This window comes from Chelatococcus sp. XZ-Ab1, from assembly GCF_029309855.1.
GTDB lineage: Bacteria > Pseudomonadota > Alphaproteobacteria > Rhizobiales > Beijerinckiaceae > Chelatococcus_A > Chelatococcus_A sambhunathii.
This window is the reverse complement of the sequence record NZ_JARKII010000006.1, coordinates 143,458-158,017: the sequence shown is the minus strand read 5'-3', so window position 1 is coordinate 158,017 and position 14,560 is coordinate 143,458. Positions and strand designations below refer to the sequence as shown.

At 69.3% G+C, this 14,560-nt stretch carries 16 protein-coding genes; 8 read left to right on the top strand and 8 right to left on the bottom strand.

Annotated elements, in window-relative coordinates; genetic code table 11:
* Positions 1 to 6 precede the first annotated feature (6 nt).
* Together P2T65_RS10420 and P2T65_RS10415 are read right to left on the bottom strand one after the other, a co-directional pair.
* Positions 7 to 438, bottom strand: coding sequence for a SufE family protein (locus P2T65_RS10420; RefSeq protein ID WP_055459124.1), 432 nt, complete (start codon positions 436 to 438; stop codon positions 7 to 9).
* 118 nt (positions 439 to 556) lie between these two features.
* Entirely contained in the window at positions 557 to 901 is a 345-nt protein-coding gene (locus tag P2T65_RS10415; protein WP_276199743.1) for a hypothetical protein, read from the bottom strand.
* Between the two features lie 383 nt (positions 902 to 1,284).
* On the opposite strand from P2T65_RS10415, the gene P2T65_RS10410 reads away from it, so the two are divergent.
* Genes P2T65_RS10410 through P2T65_RS10400 form a run of 3 tightly spaced genes read left to right on the top strand, consistent with a single transcriptional unit; the run spans position 1,285 to position 4,119 of the window.
* On the top strand, positions 1,285 to 3,090 hold the full coding sequence (locus P2T65_RS10410; RefSeq protein ID WP_276199742.1) for a PAS domain-containing sensor histidine kinase: 1,806 nt from the start codon (positions 1,285 to 1,287) through the stop codon (positions 3,088 to 3,090).
* Positions 3,083 to 3,769: a peptidoglycan-binding domain-containing protein gene (locus P2T65_RS10405; RefSeq protein WP_276199741.1), complete on the top strand. Its 687-nt coding sequence runs from the start codon at positions 3,083 to 3,085 to the stop codon at positions 3,767 to 3,769. The genes P2T65_RS10410 and P2T65_RS10405 overlap by 8 nt, the downstream gene beginning before the upstream one ends.
* A 5-nt stretch (positions 3,770 to 3,774) precedes the next feature.
* The gene (locus tag P2T65_RS10400) at positions 3,775 to 4,119 is read left to right on the top strand and encodes a DUF1491 family protein (RefSeq protein ID WP_055459368.1); all 345 of its coding nucleotides are present in this window, start codon (positions 3,775 to 3,777) and stop codon (positions 4,117 to 4,119) included.
* 27 nt (positions 4,120 to 4,146) lie between these two features.
* Here P2T65_RS10400 and P2T65_RS10395 read toward each other — a convergent pair whose 3' ends face one another.
* Positions 4,147 to 5,271 (bottom strand): DUF2336 domain-containing protein, encoded by a 1,125-nt coding sequence (locus P2T65_RS10395; RefSeq protein WP_276199740.1) that lies wholly within the window; start codon positions 5,269 to 5,271, stop codon positions 4,147 to 4,149.
* A gap of 178 nt (positions 5,272 to 5,449) precedes the next feature.
* Between P2T65_RS10395 and P2T65_RS10390 the strand changes: the two genes are divergently transcribed.
* Positions 5,450 to 5,680 carry a hypothetical protein gene (locus P2T65_RS10390; RefSeq protein WP_055459119.1) on the top strand — a complete coding sequence of 77 codons (231 nt, stop codon included), beginning with the start codon at positions 5,450 to 5,452 and terminating at the stop codon, positions 5,678 to 5,680.
* A 116-nt stretch (positions 5,681 to 5,796) separates the two neighbouring features.
* On the opposite strand, the gene P2T65_RS10385 is transcribed toward P2T65_RS10390, so the two are convergent.
* The 3 genes from P2T65_RS10385 to P2T65_RS10375 all read right to left on the bottom strand — a co-directional run bounded on the left by P2T65_RS10385 (position 5,797) and on the right by P2T65_RS10375 (position 9,220).
* Positions 5,797 to 6,357 carry a hypothetical protein gene (locus P2T65_RS10385; RefSeq protein WP_141659674.1) on the bottom strand — a complete coding sequence of 187 codons (561 nt, stop codon included), beginning with the start codon at positions 6,355 to 6,357 and terminating at the stop codon, positions 5,797 to 5,799.
* Complete coding sequence (locus P2T65_RS10380) at positions 6,354 to 6,923, bottom strand: DUF1214 domain-containing protein (protein WP_055459117.1); 570 nt, start codon at positions 6,921 to 6,923, stop codon at positions 6,354 to 6,356. The genes P2T65_RS10385 and P2T65_RS10380 overlap by 4 nt, the downstream gene beginning before the upstream one ends.
* A gap of 116 nt (positions 6,924 to 7,039) precedes the next feature.
* Entirely contained in the window at positions 7,040 to 9,220 is a 2,181-nt protein-coding gene (locus P2T65_RS10375) for a PBP1A family penicillin-binding protein (RefSeq protein ID WP_245316332.1), read from the bottom strand.
* A gap of 192 nt (positions 9,221 to 9,412) precedes the next feature.
* Between P2T65_RS10375 and P2T65_RS10370 the strand changes: the two genes are divergently transcribed.
* On the top strand, positions 9,413 to 9,901 hold the full coding sequence (locus tag P2T65_RS10370) for a YcgN family cysteine cluster protein (protein ID WP_276199739.1): 489 nt from the start codon (positions 9,413 to 9,415) through the stop codon (positions 9,899 to 9,901).
* 57 nt (positions 9,902 to 9,958) lie between these two features.
* On the opposite strand, the gene P2T65_RS10365 is transcribed toward P2T65_RS10370, so the two are convergent.
* Both P2T65_RS10365 and P2T65_RS10360 read right to left on the bottom strand, forming a co-directional pair.
* On the bottom strand, positions 9,959 to 10,417 hold the full coding sequence (locus tag P2T65_RS10365) for a GFA family protein (RefSeq protein WP_055459114.1): 459 nt from the start codon (positions 10,415 to 10,417) through the stop codon (positions 9,959 to 9,961).
* Between the two features lie 56 nt (positions 10,418 to 10,473).
* Positions 10,474 to 11,250 carry a L,D-transpeptidase gene (locus P2T65_RS10360; protein ID WP_276199738.1) on the bottom strand — a complete coding sequence of 259 codons (777 nt, stop codon included), beginning with the start codon at positions 11,248 to 11,250 and terminating at the stop codon, positions 10,474 to 10,476.
* Between the two features lie 444 nt (positions 11,251 to 11,694).
* Here P2T65_RS10360 and P2T65_RS10355 point away from each other — a divergent pair, with 444 nt between their 5' ends.
* The 3 genes from P2T65_RS10355 to P2T65_RS10345 are packed head-to-tail and all read left to right on the top strand — an operon-like array spanning position 11,695 to position 14,555.
* A complete protein-coding gene (locus P2T65_RS10355) occupies positions 11,695 to 12,081 on the top strand; it encodes a hypothetical protein (RefSeq protein WP_276199737.1) in 387 nt (128 codons plus the stop codon).
* Positions 12,029 to 13,321 (top strand): terminase family protein, encoded by a 1,293-nt coding sequence (locus P2T65_RS10350; protein WP_276199812.1) that lies wholly within the window; start codon positions 12,029 to 12,031, stop codon positions 13,319 to 13,321. The genes P2T65_RS10355 and P2T65_RS10350 overlap by 53 nt, the downstream gene beginning before the upstream one ends.
* A gap of 22 nt (positions 13,322 to 13,343) precedes the next feature.
* Positions 13,344 to 14,555, top strand: coding sequence for a phage portal protein (locus tag P2T65_RS10345; RefSeq protein WP_276199736.1), 1,212 nt, complete (start codon positions 13,344 to 13,346; stop codon positions 14,553 to 14,555).
* Positions 14,556 to 14,560 lie beyond the last annotated feature (5 nt).

The following is a 14,560-nucleotide window of genomic DNA, read 5'->3' as shown; positions in this document are numbered from 1 at the left end:
CGGCGCTCAGGCGGCGGCCAGCGCGGCGCGGGCCTCGCCCTTGATGCGCTCGACCATGGAACGCAGGCCGTTCGAGCGCTGCGGCGTCAGGTGCTCCGACAGGCCGAGCCGCTTGAAGATGGCGAGCGCATCCGTGTCGATGATCGTCGTCGCCGGGCGGCCGGAGAAGATCGCGAAAGCAAGCGCGACAAGCCCGCGCACGATATGCGCATCACTATCGCCGCGAAAGTCGAGCACCGGCTCCCGGCCCGGCTCCCGCACCACGCGGGTGTCGAGCCAGACCTGGCTGGCGCAGCCGCGCACCTTGTTGGCGTCGGTGCGCGCCTCTTCCGGCAAGGGCTCGAGCGTGCGGCCGAGTTCGATCAGATAGCGATAGCGATCATCCCACTCGTCGAGCAGTTCGAAATTGTCCAGAATCTCGTCGAGAGAAGGCTGCATCACCAATCGTCCATTGCCCGGCCCGTCACAATCCGGTGCAGGCTTTCTGTCACCGAGACTTATATAGACGATCGGCGGCGGATTGCACGGTGCGCAGGGTCGCGGGCAGCGACTGGGGTCAACCCCTGCCGGCGTGGGGTCCCCGCCACGGAACGTCGCGATCGCCTTCGTTCAGCGTGTCACGGCTGCCGGCTGCAGCAGCCGGGGGGGCCTTCGTCGCCGTCTGGCCGGTCAGGGCTTCGACGAGGCGGCTGCGGGTATCGTCGTCGAGCATCTGCCAAAGGGCGAGCGCCCGCTGGGCCGCGTCGGCCGATCTTGCAACCTGCCCCGGCAGGGGCTGGGCGACAGCGGGGAATCCCGAACCCGACGCTGCGGCGGAGCGTCCGTCATCGGCTTCGTCGCGCACGGGAGAGAGAAGGAAGATCACGCCGATGACGAGCGCGCTGCGCAGCAGGAAGGTCATGGGATCATGCGTCCGTCGTCTTGTGTCCGTCGTCTCGCGCGGCTGATCCGCCGAGCCTGCCACCCGTTCCGCAAGGGCCGGTGAACGGGATTGTTACAATTCGACCGATCCTGGCCGCGCTGGGGTGACAGCCCTTGCAGCGGGCCGGGCGGTACTGGCCAATCCCTTGTCGGGCAGGATCTCCCGCATGTTCACCCTTCGTTAACAGCGATATGAGTCCGCAACCGATTCCCAATTCCGCCGCCGTAAGGAACGTGACGCGGCCGGCCGTCGTGGCGGCGCATTTTCGCCGCCGCCTTTAGGGTTCGCTTAATCGCAGGGTGGCAAGCTGCGGGCACGAGTTGGAAGGAGCGCGCGAGGGGTCTCGTGCGGACGTGTGTAGAGTGGCTGCAGCGCAGATCCTGTCGATCCTTCGGGCGCGCATCGGCGTCCTCGTCCATCCGGCGGTCGAGGACGAGGCCGAGCGTCTGCGCCACATCGACTTCATGCTGACGCGCCTTGCCACCGGCCTTGCCGCCCTTGCGCTCGTGCCGGTCTATCTCGTCGTCTGGGGGGCACCGGGAGGCCTGGCTGCACTCGCCCTGTCCAGTCTTGCGCTGCCGGTCGTCGCCGCCGCCGTCCTCTCCCGCACCGGACGGCTTCTGCCCGCCCATGCCATTTCGTCGCTGGCGCTTGCCGGCTTCATCCTGACCGTCAGCCGCGGTACGGGCGGGATGGCCTCGCCGGCGCTCATTTTCCTGCCGCTGATGCCGCTCGCGGCACTCGCCTGGGGCGATCGGGGCGCCGCCCTCGCCGCCGCGGCGATCGCGACAGCGACGGCCGGCGTCGTGCTCGCCGCCGAATCGCTCGCCGGTCCCGCCGCCAGCATCCTGTCCGCATGGGTCGGATGGCCGCTCGCGGCCGCCACGGCGATCGCCTACGCCACCGCCCTCGTGCTCCTCGCCCAAGGGCGTGACAGAGAGGGGCGGCGGCGGGAAGCGGCGCGTCACATGCGCGACCGGGCCGTCCTCGGTGCGCTGAACGATCTCGTCACCTGGCACGATGCCGCCGGGCAGGTGGTGTTCGCCAGCGAGGCGGCGCGGTCTCTTCTCGGCGCGGCGCCTGAAGGCCTCGGTGGCCGTGGCCTGTTCGAGCGCGTGCATGTGGCGGACCGGCCTGCCTTCCTCAAGGCGCTGGCGGACGCCCGCCACACGGCCCGGCCGGTGGAAGTCCGCTATCGGCTGATGACACCGTCCCCCGAAGGGTGTGGCGCGCCCACGGTGCGCTGGGTTGAGATGCGGGCCGCACCGGCGGATGCGCAGGCGCCCGACGGCTGCGCCGTGATCGCGGTGACGCGCGACGTGAGCGACCAGCGCCAGCGCGAGCGCGAGCTTGAGGACGCGCGTCGCGCAGCCGTTTCGGCGAGCGAGGCCAAGGATCGCTTCCTGGCCGTCGTCAGCCACGAATTGCGCACGCCGCTCAACGCCATCATCGGTTTCTCGGAAATGCTGGCGAGCGATTCGCTGTGCCCGGCCGACGAGGCGCGCCGGCGCGAATATGCCGGCATCATCGCCGGGTCCGGCCGGCACCTGCTGGACGTGGTCAATGCGCTGCTCGACGTCTCGCGCATCGAATCGGGCAATTTCACCATCGCGCCGGAGCCGTTCGACCTTGCCGCGCTCGCGCGCGAATGCTGCGACATGATGGAGGTTAAGGCCCGGTCAGCCGGAGTGCTGATCTGCCGCGAACTCGGGACGGATGCATGCACGATCGTGGCCGATCAGCGTGCCTGCCGGCAGATCCTCCTCAATCTTCTCGCCAACGCCCTCAAGTTCACCCCGCAGGGGGAGGTCGCCGTGCGGCTCGCCCATCGTGGCTCCCATGTCACGCTCACGGTCAGCGACACCGGCGTCGGCATGGCGGAGAGCGACCTGACCCAGCTCGGCAAGCCTTTCTTTCAGGCGCATTCGTCCTATGATCGGCCGCACGAAGGCACAGGCCTCGGCTTCTGCGTGGTGCAGGGGCTCGCGGCCCTGCATGGCGGCACGGTCGAGGTGACGAGCCGCAGCGGCGAAGGCACGACGGTGACGGTCTCGCTGCCGCGCGACGGCCTAGGCGCCCGGCCTGCGCCGGCGGCCGTTGTCGAGACCCTCGCCCGCCCGCGCGGCTCGGTTCACCCCTTCAAGGAAGAGATGAAGAAAAGTGCGTGAAGCCCTCGCCCGTTCGGACCACGATTTCGTGCTCTATGAGCGCCCGCAGGGGCGGACGCAGCAGCGCGGGCGGATCGTGGCCGCCTCGCAGCGAAAGGCCTTTGCCGGCCGCCTGATGGGGCTCGTGCTGCGCCGCCCGAGCCGCACCTTCGGTGTCGTGCTGGCGGGTGGCTTTGCCGTTGCCGTCGCGGTCAATGCGCTTGTCATGCAGCCGCGGCCACATCCGGCGCCACTCTTCACGGCACGGGGAAGCGAAGCGCCCGTCCGCATGGCGCCGCCTGCACGGCCCACGCCGCAGCCCGCGGCCGTCGTCGACACGGCTGCGCCGACGCCCGCCGCCGTGGCGGAGCCCGCGCCGCCATCGCGCCCCTCGGCCCTGACGCAGCATCTCATGGAAGGAGCCGGCGAGGTTATGCCGCGCCCGCGGCCGGCCGATCCGATCGGCGATCTCATACGCACGGGCCTTGCGGGCGCAAGCGGAGGGGACACGGCCGTTCTCGACGCCCAGAAAGCGCTCGCCAAGCTCGGCTACGGCGTGACGCCGGACGGCCTGTGGGGGCCACAGACCCGTCAGGCCATCGAGCAGTTCGAGCGCGACCGCGGCCTGCCCGTGGCCGGGGAGCTCACCGACAAGATGCGTTCCCTGCTCGCGGCGGCAGCCGGCAACGCCGGCCGGTGAGCGGCGTGCGGCTACGCAGCGACATCTGGGTTTCGGCCTATATGCGCCGCTGCCGCATCGAGGGAGCCTTCGCCTATCTGCGCCGGCGCGGTGCGGAGGAGGCCGGCGCCATCTTCATCAAGCTCGATTCGCTCGACGGCTCGGTGCGGCTCTTCGGACCGGCGCCGCAATATGCCGTCGAGGACAAGGGCGCGGACCGGCTCTTCGTCGAGTTGCCGCTCAAGGGCGACATTCCGGCGCTGGCGGCGGAGGAGAAGCTGCAGCGCGAGATCTCCTTCGATCCCGACCTGTGGGTGGTCGAGGTCGAGGATCGGGCCGGGCGCCATTTCCTCAACGTCGTCGAAGTCTGAGGCATTCGCCGGGCGACGCGCGGGCGGTCAGCCCTGCCGGCGCACCGATTCCCTTTCGCCCTTCACAGACGGCGAGGCGTCTGCCGCCGCGCGCTCCGGTGATCGCGACGGCGCCATCGCCGGCACATGGCCTGCGCCGCGGCCGCCGGCGCGGTCGAGGCGCTTGCCGAGGCACGCCTCGAGCGCGAGGAGGGCGGTTTCGGCGTCGGTGGTGCGAACACGCTCCGTCAGGGTGAAGACCGTTTCCACCGAACGGGCGATGGCGGGCTCCAGGGTGAGGAAGATGCGCACTGCCTCGTCCGGCGTCAGACCGGCGACGATGAGAGCCAGCGCCAGAAGCTCGCCGGTCGGGTCCGTCAGTACCCGCGCGGCTCCTTCCGCATCGAGCCCGATGGCTCTCGCGATGAGAACGCCGAACCCGAGCCTGTCGCGGTCGGCGGCGTGATCGATGAGCGCCCGGGTCACGGCCGAGCCTGCGGGGCGGGCACGGCGTGGCGCGACACGCGCCTGTTCGGCGAGCCGTGTGAGAATGGCCTTGCGCTGGCGGACTGGAGCCAAGGGCAGAAGCGAGGCTGCGTCCATTGCCGGCAGATCGGGCCGCGCGAGCAGGGCGCGGGCGAGCGGGACGTGCCGGCGCGCCCGGATGGTCAGGTCCCGGATGACGGCGTCGGGCAGAGGCGTGGCGCTGTTGCGCGCGATGGCCAGCATGATCGCTTCGTCGCTCCGGGCGGCAAGGTCCCGGACCACGGCGGTTGGCAGGTCGGCGCGCGTCGCCAGCGCGGCGAGAAGCTGCCGGTCTCCCGACGCCAGCACCTCTTCGCGCCACCGTTCCGGCAGTGTGGGCATCGCCGCGATGACGGCTGCCGCCGCATCGCCGCCGCTGCGCAGGAGCGCTTCAAGCACCGCTGCCGGCGCAGCCGGATGGCCGACGAGCGCCTGTGCCACGAAGGCGCGGGTGTCGGCGTCGACGAGGGGGACGAGGCCGCATGCCAGGGTGGTGAAGGTCGCGATGTCGTCTCGCGAATGGGAGGCAGCGTCGAGAAACAGCCGTGTACGAACACGCAGCAATGTCGGGCGCGCCTCGGCCGCGCCGGAGCCGGCGAGATCGGCCAGGCCCGACAGGTCACGATCGCGCAGCGAAGCCTTATCCATGAGCGTGAAACAAAACGGTGAACGCGGCGTTCGATAATGGCAGCCTGCTGCTTAGCGTCGGGTTAACCATCGCGGGCCCGGTTGCCACACGAGACGTGTCAACGATTTGTTAACCTTGACGAAGGCTTAATGCCGAGGATGTCGGCGTAGGGATCCTCGAACCGGCCTGGAGGGCGAAATGAGCGACATCGCCGGCCACAGTGGAGACAACCTCGTCGCCTTTCCGATGGCGCGCCGCCTCGAACGGGCTCCGGCTCCGCCTGAGGAGTGCGGTACCGTCCTGCTGTTCACGGGTGTGCGCTACAGCCGCTGGGGCAGCGACGATGCCGACCCGGCGGGCCGCTCCGGCGGCGGTGCGACGACGGGTCGCTCGCAGCGGGCCGGGCGCAGTCTCGTTCGCGGATCTTGAGTCGTAAGCCCGTTCGGATCACGTTGCTGTGCAATCCGATCCGCAGAACGGTCTGTTTCTTGGCGTTCAGAGACGGATCGACCGATCAGGTTGGCCCAACCCGATCGGATTCGGGTCTAGTCCGACTCGCTCAGGCATTCCATCGCCGCCGCGCGCTCGCGCGCCTCGGGCAGGCCGCTCGGATAGGCGGCGAGCGCTCGCACCAGCACCAGCCCCTGCACTCGCGGCGAGACAAAGCGCAGTTCCGAGCCGGCGTCATCGCCCCGCCCTCTGGCCAGTGCCTCGTCGTGCTGCTGGCGCGTCATGACGATGAGGGTCACGACCCCGTCGACCGCTGTGCGGTCCGTCACGGAATAAAGAACGGTGCCGTCGCGGCCATGGACGGAGAGCGAGCCGAAGCCCTCGGGCATCGGCGCCTCCACGCGTAAGGGCGCGTCGCTGATATCGAACGCGCACACCGCCATTGCCATTGCAGGATCGGCAAAGGGCACAGCCGTCTCGTTCTGCTGGGCGGCGAGCAGCCGGGTCTCACCGGGTGCCAGGGCGGCGGCATGGCGGTCGAACGCGCTGTTGCCTGCCAGCGTCGGCATGGCGAGGATGATCGCCAGATGGGTCATGCCGCCGAGCAGGAGCCCGGCCGCGAGCGCGATCCCGAGGGAGCCGGCCAGGCGCCTCACGAGCAATCCCCGCGGATAATGCGCGGCATGGTTGCCGGCTCGATGGCCGCTGCATCGGCCGACTGGGGAGAGTCATAGAGCCTCAGGGCGAGGACGAAGCGTCCGATGGCCGGCAGCGGCAGCCAGTTGCCCGGAGATGCGCGGCGCGAAAGCACGATCTGCGCTTCGCCGTTTGGCGCCCGCAGCACCTCTGCCGACGTGAAGCCGGCGCGCTCGCCATATGCCTTGCCGGCGGTATCGTAGACGGTCAGCGTCCAGGCGCGGGCGGCCGGCATGGCGCCGGCGACCGTGTAACTGCAAGAGGCCTGCAGAGGGCGTCCCGCATCGTCCCGTGCGGCGAGAAACTCAAGGCCCTCGCCGGCACCGAGCGGCAGCGTTCCCGAGCGGACCGTGATCGCCCGAGCATAGGGGTCGACGTCGCGCCCGCCGAGGGCGGGCCACGTGACCCAGGAGCCGATCGTCAGGGCGCCCAGCGGCGGGCGGCCAGATGTCGCCCAGTCCGCGCTCGTGACGCCGGTCAGCGCGCCGATCGCGAAAGCGACGAGGATGCAGAGGATGGCGGGCACGGGTCTCGTGGCGTGAGGGACGGCGAAGAGGTGCGCATACCAGCCCGTGGAACGGCTCCTCGTCAACCGCCTCGCAGGGGCCTTTCCGGCATCGGCTCGGGTGATCACCGCAGCTCTCAGGGCAACGCGATGCGGCCGCCGAGCGCCCGCACGCCGTCCTGGGCGATCTGGGCGGGGTATCCGTTCCCCCCGCCTGTGGCCTGCCGGTCGGGACGTGCCGGCCGGCGCAGGAGGTTGCCGATGCTCTCGATGACCTCGAAGGAGCGGCGCGAGAGATTGCCGCCGCTCGACTGCGCGGCATCCGCGTCGCGGTTGTCGCCAGCCTGGGCGACCGCGCCCGCCGTTCCTTCGAGGCCGGGCAGCGGGCCGGTTTCGGTTCCCTGATGCGCGAAGGCCATGACTTCGTGCCAGGTCATTGCCGGCAGCGTGCCCCCCGTCATTCGGTTGGTCGACGTGTAGTCGTCGTTGCCGAACCAGACGGCCGTGACGAGGCGGCGAGTGTAGCCGACGAACCAGGCGTCGCGATAGGCGTTGGTCGTGCCGGTCTTGCCCGCGGCCTGCACGCCCTCGATGATCGCGCGGCGGCCGGTGCCGGCCTCCACCACCTTGTTCAGCATGAAGTTCATGTCCGCCACGACGGATGTCGCCACCACCTGCTCGGCCGGCTTCGCATTGGCATCGTGACGCCAGATCGTCTCGCCATGGTTGTTGCGCACGTCGAGCGCGGGATAGGGCCGGGCGCGTCGGCCGCCATTGGCGAGGACCGCATAGCCGGCCGCCATGTCGAGGACCGTTACCTCGGCGGCGCCGATCGGCAGGGAGGTCGTATCCTTCAGCTCGGTCGTCAGCCCCATGGCCCGGCACATCTCGATGATCTTGGCGCGCCCGGCCTTGGCATTGCCCTTGCCGAGCGCCAGCGACATGCGCACCGGGATGGTGTTGATCGAGCGCGCCAGGGCCGAAGTGAGCGGCATCGCCCCGGCATAGGAGCGGGTGTAATTGTTGGGGCACCAGTTGCCGATGCACACCGGCGCGTCGACGACCGTGCTGTTCGGCTTGTAGAGCCCCGCGGCGAGCGCCGCGGTGTAGACGAAGGGCTTGAAGGCGGACCCGGGCTGGCGGAGGGCATCCGTCGCCCGGTTGAACTGGCTTGTGCCGTAGTCCCGGCCACCGACCATGGCGCGGGCGGCGCCATCCGGGTCGAGCACGACGATGGCGCCCTGCTTCGCGCCATAGGTCTTGCCGTGCTGGCGCAGGCCGTTTTCCAGGGCTTCTTCCGCGCGCTTCTGGATGGCCGGGTCGAGCGGCGTCTTGACGGTGAGCACGCGCTCATGGCCGAACAGGCCGTCGCGCGCCATCTTCTGCACTTCGCCGAAAGCCCAGTCGAGGTAGTAGTCGGGACTGAGGTCGCGCTGCCGGTCGACGGGGGTCGCCGGATTGCGCCGCGCCGACAGCATCTGGCCTTCCGAGATGAAACCGGCTTCCACCATGTTGGCGAGCACGTCGTTGGCGCGGGCGCGTGCCGCCGGGAGGTTGACGTGTGGCGCAAAGCGCGTAGGCGCCTTGAAGAGGCCCGCCAGCATCGCGGCTTCGGCAATGCTGATGTCCTTGACATTCTTGCCGAAGTAGAATTCGGCCGCCGCCGCGACGCCGAATGTGCCGCCGCCCATGTAGGCCCGGTCGAGATAGAGCTTGAGGATCTCGTTCTTGGTGAGGCGCGTCTCGAGCCAGACGGCGAGGAAGGCTTCCTTGACCTTGCGCTCGATGGAGCGCTCGTTGTTGAGGAAGAGGTTCTTGGCCAACTGCTGCGTGATGGACGAGCCGCCCTGCACCACGCCGGAGGCGCGGGCGTTCGCCGACAGGGCGCGCATGGTGCCGATGACGTCGATGCCGAAATGGCTGTAGAAGCGCCGGTCTTCTGTGGCCAGCACCGCCTTGATGAGGTGGTCGGGCAATTCCTCGAGCTTCAGGGAATCGTCGTGCAGGATGCCTCGCTTTCCGATTTCGTTGCCGTAGCGGTCGAGGAATGTGACGGCGAGCTCCTGCTGCTTAAGCCAGTCCTCGCTCGTCTCGCGGAAGGCGGGTATGGCGAGCGCCAGCATGACGACGCAACCGGCCGTGCCGATGTTCACGGCCTCGCTGGCCCCTTCGAACGCAAGGCGCCAGCCGCCTCGCACGGCGAAACGGTCGAAGAGGCCGGAAAAATTCACCCATGCCTCGCCCGCGCGCTGGCCGGCGGTGTAAAGGGAAGCGTCGATCCACGAATCGACGGCGAGCGCGGCGCGCTTGATGCGCATCAGAAGCGTCGTCTCGCCGAAGAATGCCACGATCGTCTACTCTTAAGTCCGGACGCAGATGGGAGGCGCCGATCGGGCGCCCCATGCTGCTGACAGTAGCGCTAATCGTATTGCGCGACGGAGGCTAAAGCAAAAGGTGCATTCGCACATTCAGGACAACGAAGGGGGCGGCCAGAGGCCGGCCGGACAGGCATGAAGGACGACACGCCATTCTGGCGCCTCAAGACGCTCGAGGAGATGACGGCCGGCGAATGGGAGAGCCTGTGTGACGGCTGTGGCCGCTGCTGCCTCGTCAAGCTGGAGGACGAGGACAGCGGCAAGATTCTCTTCACCGATGTCGGTTGCACGCTGCTCGACGGTGAGAGCTGCCGGTGCCGCAACTACCCCCAGCGCCAGGGCATCGTCGCCGATTGCGTGCGCCTGACGCCGGAGGTGGTGCGCACGCTCACTTGGCTGCCGCCGACCTGCGCCTATCGGCTGGTGCGCGAAGGCCGGGATCTCTACTGGTGGCATCCGCTCGTCTCGGGCGATCCGGAGACGGTGCACTTGGCCGGCGTCTCCGTGCGCGGCCGCGTCTCGGCCAGCGAGGACGACGTCAGCCTCGACGACATGGTCGATCATATCGTGACGTGGCCGATGCGCGTACCCAGGGCGGCCCGTGGGTCCGGGCCGCGCTCATGATGGAAAGTCGCCTTGACCGGCGCGGAAATCAGGCGGCATGAAGGCTTGCGACCCTCCTCACGACGCCCATTCCGCATAGGCCTTCACCAGCCCTTGATACCGGTCCATTTCCGGGAAGGTCTCGAAGCTCTCCACGGCGCCCGTCTCCGCGAACGGCAGCTTCGCCGATGTGTAGGTTTCCATGAACGGCCGGAACCAGCTGGTATCGTCGAACAGCGTCGGCCGCACGTTGACGAACCAGTCCATGCCCTCCGGCTTCGTGAACATCCACGTCATGCAGTGGCCGCAGAAATAATGGTGGACATCGGGCCCGTGCAGGCCGCCGATCACCGGATCGCCCTTCGTTACCGCGAAGCCGTCGGCAGGCATGATTGCCGTCAGGGAATAGGCCGAGGACGACATCTTCTGGCAGCCCCGACAGTGGCAGGCGCTGGTTGCGAGCGGCGGCTTCGTCAAGCGGACTTCCACGCGCCCACAGCGGCACGATCCGGAAAGCGGCAACGGAATCGGTTTCATGGCAATCTCCCGATGTGGGCGACCAGTATAGCCTACCGAGCCACCTTGCTGCGGCTTCAACGCCAGACGGCGATCTGCGCCTGGCCGTCGATCTCGGGAAGGTCGGTGACGGCGAGGTCGGGGTTGACGCCATCGTCGCCGGGGAAGGGCGCCACAGCGTCGTGCGATGCCACCCGTGGGCTGCCCGAGCCAAGCACCGTGACGCGCGTGCCGATGGGGACGCGGCGGTGCAGATCGATGATATCCTGGTTGATGAGACGGATGCAGCCGCTCGATACGGACTGGCCGATCGACCACGGCTCGTTGGTGCCGTGGATGCGGTAGAGCGTGTCGCGGTCCCCCTGATAGAGATAGAGGGCGCGCGCGCCGAGGGGGTTGTCCATGCCGCCGGGCATGCCGCTGGCCCATTCGGCGAGTTCCGGCTGACGGCGAATCATCGAGGCGGGCGGGGTCCAGGTCGGCCAGGCGGCCTTGCGGCGGATGGTGGCATTGCCGCTCCAGCCGAAGCCCTCGCGTCCCACGCCGACGCCGTAGCGCATGGCCTGTCCGCCTTCCATCACGAGGTAGAGGAAGTGGCGATAGGGATCGACGACGATCGTCCCGGCCTCCTGAGGGCCGGCGAAGGGCACCACCTGGCGCAGGAAGATGGGGTCGATCTGCGTGAGGTCGACCGCCGGAACCGAATAAGGCTCGGTGGTGATCTCGTCGTACATGTCGAAGTACATCGGGTCGATGCGGGGCCCTTGAGCGACGGGAGGCGGAGTCGTCGTCGTGCAGGCGGCCAGCGCTGCGGGCGCGCCGATCAGGAACGAGCGGCGGCTGATGGAATGCATGTGATTGTCACCTCGATCATTGCTTTCGGTTCGTATCGAACGTGAAAATGCCGACAATGGGGCCGGGTGGAGGCCCGGCCGGGATGATGAATGGCCCACGCCGCGGGAAAGTTCCAGGCCGTGGCGGCTCGAACCATGCCCCTCACCGAATGCCGCGACATTGCACCGAGCGCTGAAGACCTTTGAACGTCGCGCATTGACCGAACCTTGCGGCGCGCTCGTCGCGCAAGTCCAAACCATCGTGGATTCACCCGAACGTGAACGCGCGATTGCTTGATAGGAATTTAATCATTGGCTTGCGCGCGGAGATAGGATAGTGTTCAAGCATGCTCCGGTTCTGCGCCCGACGGCGCTCCTCCGGGCGGTTCATTCCTTTCCCATCGCCGATGCCGCTTCGCTGCCCTCCGGGGGGCGGTCGAGCATCGTTGCGGAGGCAGGACCTGCATGACGACAGATGATGATGACGCTGCCGGCCGGAGGAGCGCCGGCAGAAGCCGCCGTACCGGCGAGGCGAGGCGGCGCTCGACGCTTGTGGCACGGCTGTGGCGCGCTGCCGAGCGGCAGGTGCGCGAGATCGAGGCGCGAGCGAAGACGGTGCGCGGCGACGCCGCCGGGGCCGAGCGCGACGCCCGGGCACTGGCGACGCTGGCCCGCACCCTGCGCGAACTGACGGAATTCTCTGCCGAGCCCGGCGGCGTGGCGGCCGGGCGGGAAAGGGACGAGGATGGCGCTGCATTCCGCGAGTTCGACGATTTCCGACGCGAGCTTGCGCGCAAGCTTGATCGACTGCGCGAGGAGCGGGGTGCTGCCGACCCTGCTCAGCCGTTGTGACGAGCCGCTGCTGCGCTGGATCGCGCATCACTGGCCCTTCTTCGCCCGGCCGGACCAGATGCCGCCGCCCGGCGAGTGGACGGTCTGGCTGGTGCTCGGCGGGCGCGGCGCGGGCAAGACGCGCACAGGCGCCGAATGGGTGAGGGCGCAGGCCCTTGGCCGCAACGGGGCATCCGTCTCGCCGATCGCCCTCGTCGGCGAGACGATGGCCGACGTCCGCGACGTCATGGTCGAGGGCGTCTCCGGCCTGCTCGCGGTGCATCCGCGCGACGAGCGGCCGCAATGGATCCCCACCCGCCGCCGGCTCGAATGGCCGAACGGAGCGGTGGCCATGGTCTTCTCGGCGGAGGATCCGGACGCGCTGCGGGGACCGCAGTTCGCCGCGGCCTGGGCGGACGAATTGTGCAAATGGCGCCATGCCGAGGAGACGTGGGACATGCTGCAGTTCGGCCTGCGCCTCGGGACGCGCCCGCGCGAGGTCGTCACCACGACGCCCCGTGCCATGCCGCTCCTGAAGCGGCTGATGGGCGATGCGCGCACGGCGCTCTCCCGCGCGGCGACGCACGAAAACGCACTGAACCTTGCGCCTGCCTTCCTTGAGGCGGTCGTCGGCCGCTATGCCGGTACGCGCCTCGGACGGCAGGAACTTGACGGCGAGCTTATTGAGGAGAGGGCGGACGCCCTCTGGTCGCGGGCCATGATCGAGGCTGCGCGCATCGATGCGACGCCGCCCCTCGAACGGGTGGTCGTCGCTGTCGATCCGCCGGCCTCGTCCGGCCGGCGGGCGGATGCCTGCGGGATCGTAGCCGCCGGCTGCGATGCCGCGCGGACGATCTATGTGCTGGAGGATGCGACGCTGCCGCGCGCGAGGCCGCTCGCCTGGGCCGAAGCAGCCATCGCCGCCTATCATAGACATGAGGCCGACGCCCTCGTCGTCGAGGTCAACCAGGGCGGCGAGATGGCCGCCGCCGTGCTGCGCGACGTCGATCCAACAGTTCCAGTCACCAGCGTCAGGGCGACGCGCGGCAAGTACCTGCGGGCCGAGCCCATCGCCGCCTTGTCGGCGCAGGGACGGCTGAAATTCTGTGGCGCCTTTCCGGCGCTCGAGGACGAGATGACCGATTTCGGCCCGGGCGGCCTGACGAGCGGGCGCTCGCCCGACCGGCTCGACGCGATGGTCTGGGCGGCGACCGCCCTCATCGGCGCCAGCGGCTCGGGGCCGCGCGTGCGCCGCATCTGACTGTTACCCGACGAGAGACGACATGATGGCAGCCTGGATCGACCGCTGGACGCGGCGGCGCGCCCCCGCGCGCCTTGCCGACGCCGTCCCGGAAACGAAAGCCTCGCGCGTTGCGCCCCTTCTCGCGATCTACGGCGTCGGCCGGCCGGTCTGGACGTCGCGCGAGTTCGAGGCGCTCGCCCGCGAGGGCTTTTCGCGCAATCCCGTCGTGCACCGCTGCGTGAAGCTGGTGGCGGAGGCCGCCGCCTCGGTGCCGTGGGTCCTGCACGATGGCGCCGAGGAACCCGAGCGGCATCCGCTGCTTGATCTCGTCCGGCGGCCGAACCCGCGCGAGGACGGCGGCTCGTTCCTGGAGAGCCTGTTCAGCCACCTGCTCGTCGCCGGCAATGCCTATGCGGAGGCGGTGTGCATCGGTGAGGCGCCGCGGGAGCTCTACGTGCTGCGGCCCGACCGCATGCGCGTCGTGCCCGGCGGCGACGGCTGGCCCGCGGCCTATGACTATACGGTGGGCGGACGCACGGTGCGCCTGGCGCGCCGCGAGGGCAGCCCCGTCGAACCCGTGCTGCACCTGCGCCTGTTCAATCCCGTCGACGACCACTACGGCCTTTCGCCGATGGAGGCGGCGGCCGGGGCCGTCGACATCCACAATGCCGCAAGCGCCTGGAACAAGGCGCTGCTCGACAATGCCGCCCGCCCCTCCGGTGCCCTCGTCTACAAGGGGCCGGACGGTGTCGGCCTCACCGACACGCAGTTCGAGCGCCTGAAGGGCGAGCTCGAGCAGCAGTTCCAGGGGCGCGACAATGCCGGCCGGCCATTGCTGCTCGACGGCGGGCTCGACTGGCGGCCGCTGTCGCTGTCGCCCAAGGACATGGATTTCGTGGAGGCCAAGGCGGCGGCAGCACGGGAGATCGCGCTCGCCTTCGGTGTGCCGCCGATGCTGCTCGGCCTGCCCGGCGACAACACCTACGCGAATTTCGCCGAGGCCAACCGCTCCTTCTGGCGCCAGACGGTCATCCCGCTCGCCCAGCGCGCGGCGGCGAGCGTCGCGCACTGGCTCGCCCCCGCCTTCGGCGGCGAACTGCGCTTCGAGATCGACCTCGACCGCATCGACGCCCTGGCGGGCGAGCGCGAGGCCCTGTGGCGGCGCATCTCCTCCGCCGATTTCCTGAGCGAGGACGAGAAGCGCGAGGCCGTCGGCTACGGGCGGCGCGAGCGCCTTCCCCAGAACGAATGAGGCCT

What these genes read in the sequence shown, in the direction of transcription:
- P2T65_RS10420 (WP_055459124.1), bottom strand. Translation starts at nt 438, where the DNA reads ATGCAGCCTTCTCTCGACGAGATTCTGGACAATTTCGAACTGCTCGAC.
- P2T65_RS10415 (WP_276199743.1), bottom strand. Translation starts at nt 901, where the DNA reads ATGACCTTCCTGCTGCGCAGCGCGCTCGTCATCGGCGTGATCTTCCTT.
- P2T65_RS10395 (WP_276199740.1), bottom strand. Translation starts at nt 5,271, where the DNA reads ATGGATAAGGCTTCGCTGCGCGATCGTGACCTGTCGGGCCTGGCCGAT.
- P2T65_RS10390 (WP_055459119.1), top strand. Translation starts at nt 5,450, where the DNA reads ATGAGCGACATCGCCGGCCACAGTGGAGACAACCTCGTCGCCTTTCCG.
- P2T65_RS10375 (WP_245316332.1), bottom strand. Translation starts at nt 9,220, where the DNA reads ATGCGCATCAAGCGCGCCGCGCTCGCCGTCGATTCGTGGATCGACGCT.
- P2T65_RS10370 (WP_276199739.1), top strand. Translation starts at nt 9,413, where the DNA reads ATGAAGGACGACACGCCATTCTGGCGCCTCAAGACGCTCGAGGAGATG.
- P2T65_RS10365 (WP_055459114.1), bottom strand. Translation starts at nt 10,417, where the DNA reads ATGAAACCGATTCCGTTGCCGCTTTCCGGATCGTGCCGCTGTGGGCGC.
- P2T65_RS10360 (WP_276199738.1), bottom strand. Translation starts at nt 11,250, where the DNA reads ATGCATTCCATCAGCCGCCGCTCGTTCCTGATCGGCGCGCCCGCAGCG.
- P2T65_RS10355 (WP_276199737.1), top strand. Translation starts at nt 11,695, where the DNA reads ATGACGACAGATGATGATGACGCTGCCGGCCGGAGGAGCGCCGGCAGA.
- P2T65_RS10345 (WP_276199736.1), top strand. Translation starts at nt 13,344, where the DNA reads ATGATGGCAGCCTGGATCGACCGCTGGACGCGGCGGCGCGCCCCCGCG.